This is a genomic window from Herbaspirillum sp. SJZ099 (genome assembly GCF_007828355.1).
GTDB lineage: Bacteria > Pseudomonadota > Gammaproteobacteria > Burkholderiales > Burkholderiaceae_D > Herbaspirillum.
Genome location: NZ_VIUO01000004.1, coordinates 164717 through 180375 on the forward strand (window position 1 = coordinate 164717; position 15659 = coordinate 180375).

14 protein-coding genes are annotated in these 15659 nt (G+C 61.4%); 13 read left to right on the plus strand and 1 reads right to left on the minus strand.

The annotated features are described in order from the left end of the window. The first annotated feature begins 4 nt into the window (after positions 1–4). From pilO2 to FB597_RS11000, 13 genes are all read left to right on the plus strand, one after another. Positions 5–1270 (plus strand): type 4b pilus protein PilO2, encoded by a 1266-nt coding sequence (pilO2, locus tag FB597_RS10940; protein WP_141912003.1) that lies wholly within the window; start codon positions 5–7, stop codon positions 1268–1270. Next, positions 1260–1769: a type IV pilus biogenesis protein PilP gene (gene pilP / locus FB597_RS10945; RefSeq protein ID WP_144769545.1), complete on the plus strand. Its 510-nt coding sequence runs from the start codon at positions 1260–1262 to the stop codon at positions 1767–1769. The genes pilO2 and pilP overlap by 11 nt, the downstream gene beginning before the upstream one ends. Continuing rightward, on the plus strand, positions 1766–3379 hold the full coding sequence (locus FB597_RS10950) for a GspE/PulE family protein (protein WP_144769546.1): 1614 nt from the start codon (positions 1766–1768) through the stop codon (positions 3377–3379). The genes pilP and FB597_RS10950 overlap by 4 nt, the downstream gene beginning before the upstream one ends. Then, positions 3369–4442 (plus strand): type II secretion system F family protein, encoded by a 1074-nt coding sequence (locus FB597_RS10955; protein ID WP_144769547.1) that lies wholly within the window; start codon positions 3369–3371, stop codon positions 4440–4442. The genes FB597_RS10950 and FB597_RS10955 overlap by 11 nt, the downstream gene beginning before the upstream one ends. A gap of 54 nt (positions 4443–4496) precedes the next feature. After that, on the plus strand, positions 4497–5033 hold the full coding sequence (locus FB597_RS10960) for a type 4 pilus major pilin (RefSeq protein ID WP_255517145.1): 537 nt from the start codon (positions 4497–4499) through the stop codon (positions 5031–5033). Positions 5034–5105: 72 nt separating this feature from the next. Beyond that, on the plus strand, positions 5106–5603 hold the full coding sequence (gene pilM / locus FB597_RS10965; protein WP_141912016.1) for a type IV pilus biogenesis protein PilM: 498 nt from the start codon (positions 5106–5108) through the stop codon (positions 5601–5603). Next, entirely contained in the window at positions 5582–7018 is a 1437-nt protein-coding gene (pilV, locus tag FB597_RS10970; RefSeq protein ID WP_255517146.1) for a shufflon system plasmid conjugative transfer pilus tip adhesin PilV, read from the plus strand. Before pilM ends, pilV begins: the two co-directional genes overlap by 22 nt. Then, on the plus strand, positions 6999–7475 hold the full coding sequence (locus tag FB597_RS10975; protein ID WP_144769549.1) for a lytic transglycosylase domain-containing protein: 477 nt from the start codon (positions 6999–7001) through the stop codon (positions 7473–7475). The genes pilV and FB597_RS10975 overlap by 20 nt, the downstream gene beginning before the upstream one ends. A 388-nt stretch (positions 7476–7863) precedes the next feature. Then, on the plus strand, positions 7864–8961 hold the full coding sequence (locus tag FB597_RS10980; protein ID WP_141912024.1) for a type IV pilus twitching motility protein PilT: 1098 nt from the start codon (positions 7864–7866) through the stop codon (positions 8959–8961). Between the two features lie 215 nt (positions 8962–9176). Further along, on the plus strand, positions 9177–9578 hold the full coding sequence (locus FB597_RS10985; protein WP_144769550.1) for a CesT family type III secretion system chaperone: 402 nt from the start codon (positions 9177–9179) through the stop codon (positions 9576–9578). 48 nt (positions 9579–9626) lie between these two features. Beyond that, positions 9627–11015 carry a hypothetical protein gene (locus FB597_RS10990; RefSeq protein ID WP_144769551.1) on the plus strand — a complete coding sequence of 463 codons (1389 nt, stop codon included), beginning with the start codon at positions 9627–9629 and terminating at the stop codon, positions 11013–11015. Positions 11016–11023: 8 nt separating this feature from the next. Then, positions 11024–11536: a phosphoribosyltransferase gene (locus FB597_RS10995; protein ID WP_144769552.1), complete on the plus strand. Its 513-nt coding sequence runs from the start codon at positions 11024–11026 to the stop codon at positions 11534–11536. A gap of 276 nt (positions 11537–11812) precedes the next feature. Then, positions 11813–14458 carry a hypothetical protein gene (locus FB597_RS11000; protein WP_144769553.1) on the plus strand — a complete coding sequence of 882 codons (2646 nt, stop codon included), beginning with the start codon at positions 11813–11815 and terminating at the stop codon, positions 14456–14458. A gap of 173 nt (positions 14459–14631) precedes the next feature. Here FB597_RS11000 and FB597_RS11005 read toward each other — a convergent pair whose 3' ends face one another. After that, entirely contained in the window at positions 14632–15627 is a 996-nt protein-coding gene (locus FB597_RS11005) for an enoyl-CoA hydratase-related protein (protein WP_141912039.1), read from the minus strand. Between the last annotated feature and the right edge of the window lie 32 nt (positions 15628–15659).

Here is a 15659-nt window from a genome sequence, read left to right on the forward strand (position 1 = left end):
TGACATGGCCGGCTATATCACCACACTAGAGAAGCACAAGTTCGTCTGCGGCCTGTTCTGGCAATCGCTGTCCAAGCCGCGCGAACTCAACCGTGAAGCCGCCGAGCTGGGACGCCGGATCGATTCCGACCTGATGGTGGTCCGGATGGATCACACCACGGCCCAGGCCGGTTTTGCCCAGACCAGGGACGGTGTCAAGCGCGGCATGTATTCGCTGGCCGCGGTGGTGTCGAAGACGCTGGCCATCGAAGGCGCGTTCTACGACGGCGAGCAGCAACCGGTGCACAACTGGCTGGGCGCTTTCAAGCTGCCTGACGACCACTGGGTCTACTTCGCGGTGCGCGACGCCAACTTCTTGCCCAATGGCGACTTCGCCGGCACCAAGGAAGAGGTGCTCGACCGCCTGCACAACGATTACGCGCTGGGCGGCTGGAACGTGGTGCTGGGCGAGGACGAGTTGCGCTCGTTCGGTTTCCACAACTTCCAGCCGCGCGACATCAAGAGCTTCATCCCGCAACGGCAGGACGGCAGCATCCGCATCCACAAGTGGTGGGGCATGCGCCAGATCGGCGGCCGTCCCAGCTGGGTGCCGATGGCCGCTGCGGCTGCCGTGATTGGCGCCGTGGCGCTGGGCGGCGCCTACGGGTGGAAGATCTACCAGCAGAAGAAGGAAGAGCGTGAACGCGAGATCGCCATGCAGCAGGTGCGCGAAAGATTGGCGCGCGAAGCCTCGGTGGCTGCGCGCCCCTGGGCCAAGAAGGCTTCGCCGGTGAGCTTGATGCAGAGCTGCCAGAAACAGTTCACCCATCCCACGGCAGGCGGCTGGGTGCTGGAGTCCTATACCTGCACCCAGGAGGCGCAGACCTATGCCTGGGGCCGAGGCATGTCGACCGTGGCCATGCTGCGCGAGCAGATGCCGGATGCCACCGTGGAAGCGACGGGAGAGCGTGCCAGCTACGTGCGTCCGCTGAAATTGCAGGCGCCGCAGAACGAAGAATTGCAGGACAGCCGCAAGACGCTCGAGCCGCTGTTGTCGCGGCTGCAGATGATGGGGGTGCCGATCAAGGTCACGACCGCGCCGCCACCGCAATTGAATGCGGGCGACCAGCAGTGGCAGCCCAATTGGCGCAGTTACCTTTTTAAACTCGTCGCCGGCGGCATGGAGCCGCTGGAGATCGCCGAGATTCTCAACCGGCCGGGTGTGCGGGTCGACAAGGTGGTTTATCAAGGATCCCAGTGGATCATGGAGGGAACGATATATGCAAAATAAGACCGTTATTGCACGCAGGACCGCTATCGCAATGCTGGCCGTGGCCGCTTGGACGGCGTCTCCCGCCCACGCCGAGAGCACCTCCGAGAGCCTGACCCGGATCGAAGCCGAGACCATGGTCTTGAAGGCGCGCGAAAAGCAGCTCGAAGTGCAGGCCAGCATCGTCACCAAGCAAAACGAGATCGCCGCCCGGCAAAGCGTGACGGCGGCGCTGAACCAGCCCGAGGTGGTGGGCGATCCGGTGGTGCGCGCCATCGAAGGCATCGGCAGCCGCATGTACGCCACCTTGCAATTGAGCGATGGCAGCCTGGTCGATGTGCAGCAGGGCGACACGCTGCCCGGCGGCATGAAGATCGTCGCGGTGCATCCGCGCGAGGTACTGGCATCCAGCAAGGGACGCCAGTTCCGCCTGGGCACCTATGCGCCGGCGCTGACCGGATTCAATCCGAATTTCCCCGGCCCGGGCGTATCCCCGGTTGCCCGAGGAGCAGCAAGATGAAACTGCGCCTGCCACGACGCCGCGAGCAGCCGCAAGGCACGCCCGCCGGCGCCCATGACGACGTGCCGCGTTTCGACGGCCTGCAGGTGCTGAGCCACAGCGGCCTGTTCGAGGCCAGCCAGGAAGAGCGCAAGCTGCTGTGCCTGTTGGGTGACGGCCGTCTGCTGGTCGTGGCCGGGCAAGAGCTCAATCCCCATGTCATGTCCTACCAGGGACGGCTGGAGCGGCTGGGGCAGCCGTATCAGGTGGAGTCGAGCGGGGTCGAGGTGATCTACCGCATCAACCGCATCGGCGGCGTATTGCCCGAAGAGCGCCACCAGGAACACACCATGATGCAGGTCACCGCCAAGGACTTGCTCAACAAGGCTTGCCGTTCGCGCGCCTCCGATATCCATCTCCGGGTACGCAAGAACTGCACCGAAATCTACTTTCGCATCCACAACGACCTGGTGCCGGTCGGCGGCCAGACCCGCGAATACGGCGAGCGCCTGCTGGCGACCCTGTATGGCGCCATGACCTCGGTCTCGGACAGCTCCTACAAGCCCACCGAGCGCCAGGATGCCGCCATCGCGGACCGCGACAAGCTGCCGCCGGCGCTGTACGGCGTGCGCATTGCCACCGTACCCACCAGCGAAGGATCGGTGATGGTGATGCGCCTGCTCTATAACGATGCCGGCGACAACATCGATTTGCGTCCGCTGGGCTTTTCCGAAGCCCATGCCGCCGCGCTGCAAAAGCTGAAGGAGCAACCGGTCGGCCTGAACATCATCAGCGGCCCTACCGGCTCGGGCAAGTCGACCACGCTGCAGCGGGTGCTGACCGGCGAGATCATCGAAGCCGAAGGCAAGCTGCACGTGCTGACCATCGAGGATCCGGTCGAATACCCGATCGAAGGCGCGGTGCAGACGGCCGTGACCAATGCCGGCAGCGAAGAAGAGCGATCGCGCGCCTTTGCCGCCGCCATTTCCAACGCCATGCGGCTGGATCCCGACACCATCATGATCGGCGAAGTGCGCGACCGGGCCACCGCACAGAACGCGCTGCGCGCTTCGATGACCGGCCACCAGGTGTGGACCACGGTGCATGCCAACAGCGCCCTGGCCATCGTCGACCGCCTGCTGGACCTGGGTTTGCCGGCCAGCCTGGTGGCCGACCACCACGTGGTCACCGGCCTGATCAGCCAGCGCCTGGTCAAGAAGCTGTGCCAGTGCTGCCGGCAGCCGCTGGCGAAGCATCCCGAAGCGTTGCCGCCGGCCATGCTGGCGCGGGTGCGCCAGGCGGTGTCGGCCAACCTGGAAGGCGTTTGCGTGACCGGGCCTGGTTGCGACGAATGCAAGGGGCAGGGAACGGTGGGACGTTCGGTGGTGGCCGAGATCATCATCCCGGACGACCATTTCTTCCGACTGGTGCGCCAGGGCGAGAAGACCGAGGCGCTGAAGTACTGGGTCAACGAACTGGGCGGCAGGACCATGCTGGAGCACGCCATCGAGAAAGTGGCGCGGGGCGAGCTCGATCCGCGCATGGCCGAGCGGGTAGTGGGCCACCTGGTCTATGAGCACGCACCGGTGTTGCCCTTTCTGACCGTGGTGGAGGGGCGCAGTGCTACCTGATATCAACCGCCTGTGGGCCAAGACGCAATTCACCGATACGGCGCGGCTGCGGCTGTATCGCAAGATGTCCAAGATGCTCAGCAACGGCTTGCCGCTGTTGAAGGTGCTGGAAGAACTGCGCGACCGCGAATCGCATCACGGCAAGAAACCCAAGGAGCCGCTGGCGATCATCCTCGACGATTGCCGCCGCAGCGTGCAGAACGGCCGGCTGCTGTCGGAAGCGTTGGACGGCTGGGTGCCGAAGTCGGAACAGATGATCCTGATGGCCGGCGAGCAGTCCGGCAAGCTGGAGCCGACCCTGATCTCGGTGGTCAACGTGGTCCAGGCGCGCAAGAAGATCAACGCGGTGATCGTGGGCGGCATGGCTTATCCGCTGGCGATCCTGGGCCTGGTGCTGTCGTACATCTACCTGTTCGGGGCCAAGGTCATCCCGCAATTCACGACCATGATGGATCCCAACAAGTGGCAAGGGGCGGCGCGCTCGTTGTACCTGATGTCGTTGTGGGTACAGAACTGGATGGGATGGACGCTGTTGGGCATCGCCGTGGCGCTGGTGATCCTGTTCGCGTCTCTGCCCCGCTGGCGCGGCAGCCTGCGCATCTGGGCCGACCGTGCGCCGCCTTATTCGATCTATCGCCTGATGGTGGGCAGCGGTTTCCTGATGGCGTTTTCGGCCCTGCAAGGCGCCGGCGTGACAGTGGAAAAGGCGCTGATGCGCTTGTCCAGCGGCGCCCAGCCCTGGTTGCGCGAACGCCTGGACGGCGCTTTGCTGGGGGTGCGTTCGGGCCTGAACTGTGGCGAGGCGTTGCGCAATACGGGGTATCAGTTTCCGTCGAAGGAGGTCATCGACGATCTTTGCGTCTATGCGGAGTACAAGGGGTTCGCCGACGCCTTGCAACTGTTGGCGGATGAATGGATGGAGCAGGGGGTGGACATCATTTCCCTGCGGATGAAGCTGGTCAACGGACTGGCGGTGGTCACCATGGCGGTAGTCATCGGTTGGCTGGTGATCGGGTTCTTCGGGATTCAGCAGGAAATTGCGGCACTTGCCCGCGCTCATTGATGGTCTTAACGCAGTTCTTTCTCACAACAGGGGTCAATCATGCACGTCGAAAAAATGAGTGGTTCACACGCCAGGGAAATTCGCTCCAACAGCAAGGTCGCACGCCAGCAAGGCGCATCGCTGCTGGAAGGCATCGCCTATCTGGGCATCGCCGCCATCGTGGTGATGGGGGCGATCTCTCTGCTGACCGGCGCCTTCAGCAGCGCCAAGTCGAACCAGGCCAATGAAGAAGTGATCGGTCTGCGTACCGCGGTGCGTAAGCTGTATATGGGACAGACGTATCCGACCGCCGGCATCCCGGAGCTGCTGCAAACCGCCAAGGCCGCGCCCGGCACGCTGGCCGCCGACGGCACCACGCTCAAGAACAGCTGGGGCGGCACGGTTGCCATCGCCGGATCCGGAACCGGCTTCCAGATCACCTATCCGTCGGTGCCAAAAGACGTTTGCGTGAGCATGTTGTCGGGCGCCAATGGCTGGACCTCGGTGCAGACCAACGGCGGAACCACCGTGACTACCTTCCCGGTCACGGCCGATATTGCCACGACCCAGTGTTCGGCGGCCGATAACTCCATCGTCTATACATCGAGCTGATTGCCGACGCGGTGACGAATGCGCTGGCGGGCGCAATTGCGCTCGCCAGCCCGACCTAACGGAGGGCTCCTCATGTGGAACGCTGCAGTAGTGGCCATCCTGATCGCGGTGGCCGGAGTATATGCGACCAGAAACGCCCGGACGCTCGACGGCGTTCAGGCTGGCCTGGCCGCCAGCACGGCGGCCGAGATGGGTATCTATCGCAACGCCGTCATCAACTATTTCACCGCGCACGATACGAGCCCAGGCGTGGTCACCACGGCTGCCCTCAAGAGCGGCGGCTACCTGCCGTCGTGGAGCCGCCTGTACCAGCAGAGCACGCCGCTGGCATGGAGCAATTACCGCGATGCCGCCGGCATCATCTACATCTACGCCACGGCGCTGCCGGACCGCAACCTGGTGGCCGAACTGGCCAGCCTGGCGCAGAACTCGGTCCTGTTCGGCGTCTATGACGGCACTACCAACAAATTGCAGTCGCCGGTCGCCGGCAATACCAATATCCCGACCTCCGCCATTTCCGCCATGTCGATTCCCAACGGTGCGCCGGTGTGGATCGCAATGATCAAATGAACATGATGCCGATCCATCCTCCTTCTGCCATGCGTCGCCAGAGCGGTGTCGCGATGCTCGAAATCCTCGGCGCGCTCGCCATCGGCGCCATCCTCGTGATGAGTTTGGCCAGCATGATGGATACCTCGCTGGAAGACACCAAGGGCCAGCAGGCGGCCTATTACCAGTCGCAGATCGCGGCGGCCGGGCAAAAATACATCGCCGCGAATGCCGCCACGCTGACGACTTCGCTGCCGGCAGCGGGGTCGTTGGTGGCAATAGGCGTGGCGCAACTGAAGACCGGGAAATTCCTGTCCGCCGGGACGGCTGCCAAGAATATCTATGGCCAGACCGCGTGCGTGCTGATTCGCCAGCCTGATCCCAGCGGCAATCCGGGCAAGTTCGATGCGCTGGTGGTCACCAGCGGTGGCGACCAGATTCCCGAGAAAGTGCTGCCGGTGATTGCCGCCAATGCCGGTCCCAATGGGGGGTATATCAGCACCTCCGACTTCAACAATGCCAAGGGAAGCAACTGGAGCAGCAGCACCGCCTCTTATCGCTCGACCACTTGCAGCGGGGGAACCAACCTGAGCGGCAGCGCCAGCGACGGCGGCCACCTGGCATCCAATCTCTTTTTTGATGGGCCGGGGCAGTCTTCCGCCGATTATCTCTATCGCAATGCGGTTCCAGGGCGTCCCGAGCTGAATCGTATGAACACACCGATCCGCATGGCGGACATTGCTCTGGTGAGCTCCGGGGCCAGTTGCCTTGACTCGGATGGCGTCAACCGGGCCGCCGTGGCCATCGATTCCGCCACGCGCGGCTTGCTGGTATGCGGCACGAACAACGTATGGAGTTCGCCCTCGCAGTGGAAAGAGCCGGTACAGAACTACGCCGACCTTCCCGGCGCCGGCAATACGGCGGGCGACGTGCGCATGGTCAGGGGCCTGTCGCGCGCCTTCACCTATAACGGCGCGAACTGGGTCGCGCTGGCGGTGGACCAGAACGGCAACATGGGCGTTCCAGGCACCCTGACCGCCGGCAACGTCAGTACCGGCAACGTCAACGCCTCGGGAAATATGGTGGCTGGTGGAACTATCCATGCCACTGGAGACATTAGTACTAGTAACTCCGTTTCGGCAGATCTGGATGTCAACGCCGCCCGTGCGGTCAATGCAAAGGACGTCTATGTCGCCCACAACGTGGTTACCGAGGGGTTGCAGGTCAACCGCTGGACATCGTCTCCGGCCTTTTCGGTCGGTATCAATTACTTTGTCGCCGGCGCGGCTTGCCACTATTCGGAATATGACCCCTGGGAAAACACGACCCATATCACGTTCCCCGTCGGAACGATCGTCATGGACAGTAATTACCGACCGCTGATTTGCGGCGCAGACAAGACAATGAGATACGCAAATGGAACCTATTCCCCGTGAACCCAATCGCTGGCTGGCGCGCCTGCTGCTGCAGACCGCCGCCCTGATCCTGGCCTGCCTGGCGTGCGCGCCGGCGCTGGCTTGCTGGAATGAGGTGGCTTCGTGGTACGGCGTCAACGTGCACCTGCTGTACGCGATCGCCAAGACCGAGTCCAACCTGAACCCCAAGGCCATGAACAAGAACAAGAATGGCAGTTACGACATCGGCATGATGCAGATCAACAGCAGCTGGCTGCCAACACTGCGCAAGTACGGTGTTACCGAAGAACAATTGAAGGATCCCTGCGTGAATCTGCAGGTAGGGGCCTGGATCCTGGCCCAGAACATGGCGCGCATGGGCCTGACCTGGGAGGCGGTAGGCGCTTACAACGCGCGTAATCCGCAACTGCGTATCAAATATGCCCAGAAGGTATACAAAAACATACCCCAGGAGATACTGGTGCAGGCGTCCAGATAACGATAATGGGATCCGGCCCCGAGCTTGAATGCAATGTGAAAATGATTTAAACGTGAAAGGGAGAGGGCATGCATCCTTCGATTGAATTTTCGCTCGGCCTACGATATTTCGCTCAATTGGCAAGTTGAGACTCCGCAGGTGGAATACCGTTGTGTGTGCATAAAATATTAGTTTTTGCGAACAATTGCGACGGCGCGAGCAGGTATAGTAGACTCCCCTCTCATCATGTCAGTTGTCGGACCGATCATGGAAAGCATCTTTGGTGGGCGGTCAAATCCTTGCACAGCCCGGGTTCGCGGCGGTCAAACATGTCGGGGAAAGCAGCAGGCAGCAGTCCGTCGCTCTTCCATCAAGACTAAAAAGCGCTTTACAAAAATCAGGTGGCCGAATGTCAAATGACCATTTCCACGCACGCGATCTCCAACGGGAATTGCTCGCGCTTGTCAACTCTACGCAGACTTTCTCGGACATTCATATCGAGCAAGACCAACCGCTGATGCTCAAGACGCCACGCGGCTGGCAGCAGGTGCACGATATGCCTGTATCGATCCAAAACCTGGCGCCGTTGCTGGCGGCCATTGACGAAGACTGGGAAGACAAGATCATCGATGGCGCGCTGGACTGCCCGTTCGTGCTGGGGGAATGGCGCTTGCGCTGCAATATCTACCGCATGGGCCGCGGCAGCAAGGTCGCCGTCTCGATCCGGCGTTTTCCGCTTGAGCCGCTGGCGCTGGAGCGCACCGGTTTGCCAAGTTACGTAAAGACGGTGCTCGAAGCGACCAAGGGCATCATCCTGGTGACCGGGCCCACGGGGGCCGGCAAGACGACCACCATCGCGTCGATGCTCGATTACATCAATTCGACCCGGCATGGCCACATCATCACCATCGAAGAGCCGATCGAATACGAGCTGCAACGCAAGCAGTCGATGATTTCGCAAAAAGAGGTCCCGACCGACACTGAAAGCTTTTCGTCAGGTTTGCGCGAGGCGTTGCGGCAAAAGCCGGACGTGCTGATGGTCGGCGAGATCCGTGATTTCGATACCGCCGACACCGTATTGCACGCCGGGGAATCGGGCCACCTGGTGCTGGCTACGCTGCATACCAGCAGCGCCGTGCGCGCCATTACCAAGCTGCTGGGATTCTTCCCGCAAGACCAGCGCGCCCAGCGGGCTGCCACGCTGGCCGAGAGCCTGGTAGGAGTGATCTTCCAGAGCCTGTTGCCGTCCGAAGACGGTGAACATCATGTGATGGCCAGTGAAATGGTGTTCAACAATAACCAGCAGATTGCCGCCTACATCAATGACCCGGCCAAGCTGCACATGATCAATGACTTCATGAAGCGCAAGGAAGACAACATGTCGCGCAGCCTCAATGAAGTGCTGTTGCAACTGGTGCACAAGAAGAGCGTATCGGCGCGCGATGCGCTGCGGGTGGCCTACAACCGGCTGGAACTGCACGAAATGCTCAACAGCGCCAAGCGCTAGCCAGCGTACACGGCGTCATGCCCGGAAGCGACCTTCGAATGAAGGTCGCTTTTTTTATGCCTTTCGCATATCGAGGGGCTAACCGGGACAGGATGGGCGCACGGCCACCTGTTCCTGTGTCCTGGAGAAAGAATTTTCTTTCAATGATCCTCAATGTCAGGAACCACACTTGTCGCACCGGGCACCCATGGGTGAAACCACAACAAGAGGAACCCATGTCCAGAAGCCGCTTTATTGAATTGACCAATGACTTCTGCGCGATCGCCAATATCGATCAGCCAGAACTGATGGTGCAAGGTAACGCCATCGAAGTCGATGGCATCGATTTTTTCGTCCAGTACGATGAGGAATTCGCTCCCGATCATCTCATCGTCTATTGCGATTTTGGCATGCCTCCCCAGGAGCGCCTGCTGGACGCCTACCAGGCCCTGCTCGAAACCAACATGCTGATCTACGCGGCCAATTCGCCCGCCTTCATGCTGGGTCCGGACCGGCGCGTGACCTTCGGCTACCAGTGCCGCCTCAACGAACTGCGCGCTCCGGAACTGATGACCATCCTGCTCAACCTGGCCGAACAGGCCAGGGATTGGCGCACCGACCATTTCCTGGACGCCTGAGCATATCGTCGGCGCCCCCAAGACAACCGTATTCAACCAGGAGCCATCATGGGTCCCATCGACAACAAGCCAGTCAATTCACCGGGCTACTTTCATCGCAGTGACGACGCCAGCAAGACCGCCACTGCGCTGCGCTCGACTTTTAATCCAAGTCCCAACAACAAGATCACCAACATGCTGGCGCGCCACCACATGCCGCGTGCGGCCGGCATGGTCAACGCGGTGCGCGACCTGGACCTATCGATCCGCAAGTCCTGGAACCAGCGACGGCTCGACAGCGCCCGGAGCAAGCTTGGAAAAATGACCGGAGCGGAAGAAAAGCCTGGCGCCTTTGACTTGCAACGCCAGCGCGCCGCGGAACAGCAGGTGGAACAGCGCGAGCACAACATTCGTCGCCTGAACGGAAAGCAGCTCATCGGCCAGGATGCCAAGGCCGGCCGCCTGGACCATCAAACTGTCAGTGAGCTCAATGAGGCCCTGCAATCGCATCTGAAAGGGAAAGACTATGTTCCCTTGTCGGGCTTGAGCGATGCCAAGCCCGAGAGCGTTCGGAGCCGGTATCTGAACGAGATTAACGACAACCATCGCATCAAGGTGCATTCCGATGGCCCCCCCCAGTTGGCCAGCTATGTCGCCAATCGGGTTAGCGCCGCTTATGATCGCGGCGCAAGCGGCGTCGCCAGCCGCACTCTCAGCACGCTGCAGCATGCGCTGGTAGGGATCCAGGGGGCGGCCTTGTCCGTCAAAGGGGCGGTGGCGGGCAGCCTGGCCGAGAGCAAGTACCTGGACGCCGGTGGGCGGGCGCGCATGGATGTGCGGGCGGCGCGTAGCGAGCAGAAGCGCACCATGTTGCAGGCTTCCCTGAAGGGAAATGAAGTGCTCAAGCAGGCCTATCGTGATGTAGTGGAGGAGCAGGCCAGGTCGGCCCGTGCCAGGTTCGCGCCCAGCGACAACCCGGATCAACCCCGTTATGTGGTTCGCGCGTCTGCGGAGGATGGCAAGGCGCCTCCGCAGACGCGCTCCTGGGAGCGCCGTATCAATCAGCTCCGCCAGCAGCCTGATGCCGAACAGGGGATGCCACGCAAGCCTGGACGCCTGGCGCGCTTTGCCCTGGCCACAAGCAATCTTCGCAACAAGCGCGCCGTGCACAAGGCCGGCGGGGATATGTTATTGGCTGCGGTCAAGCTCAATGGGATCAACAGCGATGAACAGAATGCCGCTTCCATGCGAAAGATGGAGCAGAGTGCCACTGCCTATGACAAAGCTGGCCACAAGTATGTGGCGCGCCGTTCCTTGCTGCAGGGAACGTTGATCGAGACCCTGGCAAAACCAGAGATGCGAGAAATGTTGGACAGATCGTTCCCGACCCAGGATAGGGTGCATGATGACCTGCCGTGGCAGTCGCGGCCCACGCCGCGCGATGACGAAGAAGCTTGAGGACCATCATGCTTGACCTGAGCCAATCGCAACCGCCATCGTGGATGGCCTTTAAACACACCCGCCACGTGCGGTGGCACGAGATCGAGGCCATGGTGCAGCGGCACCAGGCCGAGATCGCGGCGCGCTATGACCTGCTGGTGGCGATCTTGCGCGCCGGCAGCCCGGTCGCAGCCCTGATTTCCCGCAGTACCGGTTTGCCCATCGACTATCTGGTCTGCAGCCGGCGCAATCCCCAGCCGCAGTTCCTGGATGGTCCGGCGCGGGCGCCGCACGGGCGTCGGATCCTGCTGGTGGACGATGTCTGCGGCAGTGGCTGGACCTTTGAACGCTGCCGGCGCTACTGCGAAAGGCTGGGCAACCAGGTCGGCACTTTCAGTGTGTTTCGCTGCGACGCGCCCGGCATGTTCGCGCCCGATTTCAGCATGGATGCAGATCCTCGCCATTACCTGCGTTGGCCCTGGGAGTACCAGGTCGAAAGCGAGATGCCCGGACAGGACGGGGCGCTCGCGGAGCACTGATTATTGTCATCCAGATCACTGATTGTACTGATGCACATGGGCGCCTTTGGGCGCCTATGTGCTTTTTGTCTTGTCGTGATTGCGCGTGGGGTCGTTTTTGGTGGAACTGTGATGCCGGTCGTCGTTACCTATGCTCAGACAGGCAGCTTGAAAATCGCAAATCCGGTTTCGCGGCCCTGTCCCCGAACAATTTTTCGCATCGTCGGCACCCATGCCTGATGCGACCATCGGCGCCACACTGCGCCTTTATCAACGCATACGAAAGAATTCAACATCATGGCTCATTTCAATACCAACCCGACCCTGCATAGCGCCGCGTCGCTGCAATCGCTGCAGTCCTACGACAGCAACTCTTCTTCGGCCGCCGCTTCCAGTTCCGCTGCCTCCGAAGGTCCCAGGAAGCTGTACGTCACGCTGGACGAATTTGTCGCCCATCAGCCCAGTTCACGGGTCAACCACCGCATCATCGTCGGCGCCGGTCCACGCGGCACGGCCCAGGTCACCGAAGACCTGCTGTTCATGCTGGAACACAAGGAAGACTTCGATAAACTGGGCCAGAAGCCTGGCTACCGCATGGAAACCACGCTGATCGAACGCAAGGGCAAGGACTGGGTCGCGCGCGGTAACGGCTGGGGCCCAGACCAGGGCGTGGGTACCGTCAATACATCGCCGGAAAAGGCCCAGTTCCACAAGGAACGCATCAGCGAATTGCTCAAGAAGAATCGCGACACCCTCGGCGCCAAGTACGCCGAGAAGAACCCGATCGCCCACGCTGCACTGCAGACCGCTTTCCAGGATCCGGAAGGCACTGACGAAAATCCCACCACCGGCCGCGCCTCGCTGACACGCACAGACCAGGGCCAGGAAGAGCAGGAATATTTCACGGCACTGTGCGAACTGGCACACCAGACCTTTCCGTTCCTGAAGATCAACGTGATCACCGAAACCTCGGTAGACAAGATCGACGTCTCGGATCCGGAAAACCCGAGGGTCCTGGTACGTGCCAACGGCAAGAGCTCGCCGCTGGTTGCGCTGGCCGCCCGTGGTGTGGTTCTCAATACCGGCACCACGGTCAAGAATCCGATTTCGGATCCTGAAGTGCAGAAGCATACCTTCGCCGAACCGATGAACCAGGAGCGTCTGGCCAGCTTCCTTGATGCCAAGGGCCTGCTCGATGCCAACGGTGAACTCAAGCAGGGCGCCAAGCTGCTGGTCGGCGGTACCGGCTTGTCGCTGTACGATCAACTGATCGCACTGCATGGCTCGATGAAGCTGATGGAAGTCGACGAAACGGCGCCGTTCGGCTACAAGCTGACCGAGGCCGCCAAGGAGAAATACCAGGGCGCGCTGACCGTGGTCAGCTTCACCCCCGGCAAGTGGATCTCGCCACGCCATACCAACAGCGCCGAATGGACCCAGGAGAAAAAACCGCTGGGCACCGCCGAAGAGCTGCACTCGATGTTCCTGCACGAAGATGGTCAGGAAGTATATAAGACCTTTGCCGACCTGGCCATCGCGTCGGTGGCGGCCACACTGGGCTTGACACCGGAGCAGGTGCACCAGAACGGCCTGACCACCGAGGCCTTGCTCAAGGAGCAGGGCGATTCGACCCTGAAGCACATGGAAAAGTTGGCACAAGCCACCACGCTGACCGGCCCGGCCCGCGAACAGGCATTGAAGGAAGCCACCTGGACGCTGGAAGGCGCCCGTCGTCAGGCTTACCTGCCGATGATCCTGGGTTACGGCGCGACCGAGAATCCCGAGGCCACCATCGCCCGCATGAATGAACTGGCGCCGCTGACCTTCAAGGGGCGTGCCGGCTACCTGATGGAGCGTGCCCAGCCTGCAGGTGTCACCACGGCCGAGGTGGCCACAGGCCGAGGCAACCGGGAAGAGATGAATGTGCTGACCACATTGACCAACGACATCACCGCTTCGCCGTTCCGTGTGCATTACTTCGCGGTAATGCTGCAGCAGGCAGGTATCGTCAAGTACGAACCAGGCAGCTATAACGACTTCAAGGCCAAGCCCGGCGACAACCAGCTTGAATTCAAGGGCCGTGAAATGGATGCGCCGGCCAAGTTCGATGCGTTCGTCGTGTCGCCTACCTTTGATCGCAAGGCTGAACCTGCATTGACATCGCTGGCAGGCCAGGTCAAGTCTGTCCATAAGGACGTGGCTGACCTGCCTGAATTGACCGGCAACCGCCTGATGTTGCGCCCGGATTCGGTCAACAGCCAGGAAGGCCGCCTGCCGATCCAGGACTTTGGCTACAACGGTGCGGGTGCAATGCTGGGCCGCAACAAGGTCGGGCTGGTGTCGTACGACGTCAACAACCGTGATTCGGCCTACGATGTGAGTCCAGGCCTGACACTGCGCCGGATGGCCCAGGAACATCTGTTCGCTGCCGGCTTGACCGGAGCGTTCAATGTGGTCGAAGGCATGTATGACGAGGAGGCTGAAATCGACGCCGATGCATTCCGCGCCGAAGTCAGCAAGTTTGCCGACGCGTTCGAGTCGGGGCAGAAAAAGACCGCGTTCGTCAAGTCGGTGGAAAAAGCGGTGAAGGAGGATCCGGCAGCATTGAAGAAGGGCGATACCTTCGCCGGGCTGGCCCACCTGTTTGCCACCAGCAAGCTGGGTGTCGACGCCGCCGCCGTAGTGGCCAAGCACATGGCTAACGACCCCGACAAGTTCGGTGTGGCGGACGACGAGCGCATGCGTGCTTTCGTTGCCGCCGGGGTTGAATACGATGGCAAGAAGGGCTCTCTGCCGAAATTCAATCCGGCCAGCCAGGAAAAGCTGTTCGCCCGTTTCGTGGATTATCCGCTGCACATCCATCAAGCGGTCTACGCTAGGGCCAAGGCGTTCGCCGAAGAGACTCCGGCAAAGACCCTGCGCCACACCACCCCGCGTCGGTAGCATTAGCCGCACGGAGAGGCAGGCTGGTAGCAGTCCGGCGCCCTGAACCGGTTAAACAGTGAAAATGGCGTGAAGATAAGATCTTCACGCCATTTTCCGTTTTCCGTTTGGGTTCGTTGGGGCTGTTTGGGGCTGTTTGGGGCAGTGCCGGTCGATGACGCCAGCAGGGTGTCTCAGTCCGCTTCCTGCATCCAGCCGTCGAGTACGATGCGATGCACGGACAGCAGCGGTCGTTCAGCCGGCAGCGCGCGGGCGCGCAGTGACGGGCCGGCGCGCAGGCGGGCGCCCACGCGCACCGCGTCGGCGGTCATGTCGGCCGCGCCGGGCGCCACCGCAATGGCGCGAATGAGCTTGCTGGATGCTTGCTGTGCCTGGGCATCGCCCAGCAGCAGTGAAGCGATCAGGGCCGTAATATGTTTATCGAGCGCTTCAGGCGCAACGACTTCATGGACCAGGCCGAGTTCGGCCGCCCGCGCCGCGGTAAGTTGCTCGTTGGTTTGAAAATAGCGCTGGCACTGGCGGGCACCAATGGCGCGCACCAGGTGCGGCGTGATGACAGCAGGCGCCATGCCTAGATTGTCGTCGACCATCGTGAAGCGCACATGGTCGGCAGCGATACATATATCGCAGGCCGCAATCATCCCTGCGCCGATGCCGACGGCGTTGCCCTGTACGCGGGCGATGGTCGGTTTTTCGCATTCGGCCAGGACCTGCAACAGCTGCGCCAGCTTGCGGGCATCATCCAGCGCATCGTTCATCGACGCGCTGGCCTGCGCGTGCAGCCATCCCGATTCGATGCCGCATGAGAAGCTTTCGCCGCGCGCGGCCAACACGATCACGCGCACTTCCGGATTCTTATTGAGCGATGCGACAGCACGGATGATCTCCTGCACCATACTGCGATCAATGGCGTTGCCATCGATGGGACGATTGATCCAGATCCAGCCGACCCGCGACAGGCCGTGGTTTTTCATTTCGATATCGATGCAGGGAGAATTGACACGTGCAGTCATCGTGATTTCCATCGGTTGGCAAAGAATTGCATCTGCTGGGTGCGCGGGAGCCTGCTTGCCATTGCAGCCCGATCCGGCGCCATGGAGTGCTTGTCCAATGCGCGAAACAGGACTGCGGCATGCGAGCCGCGATGGCAACCGGCGGGCAGTGGCCATGATTGGTTATGCGAGGCAAAGCCCTAACAAGG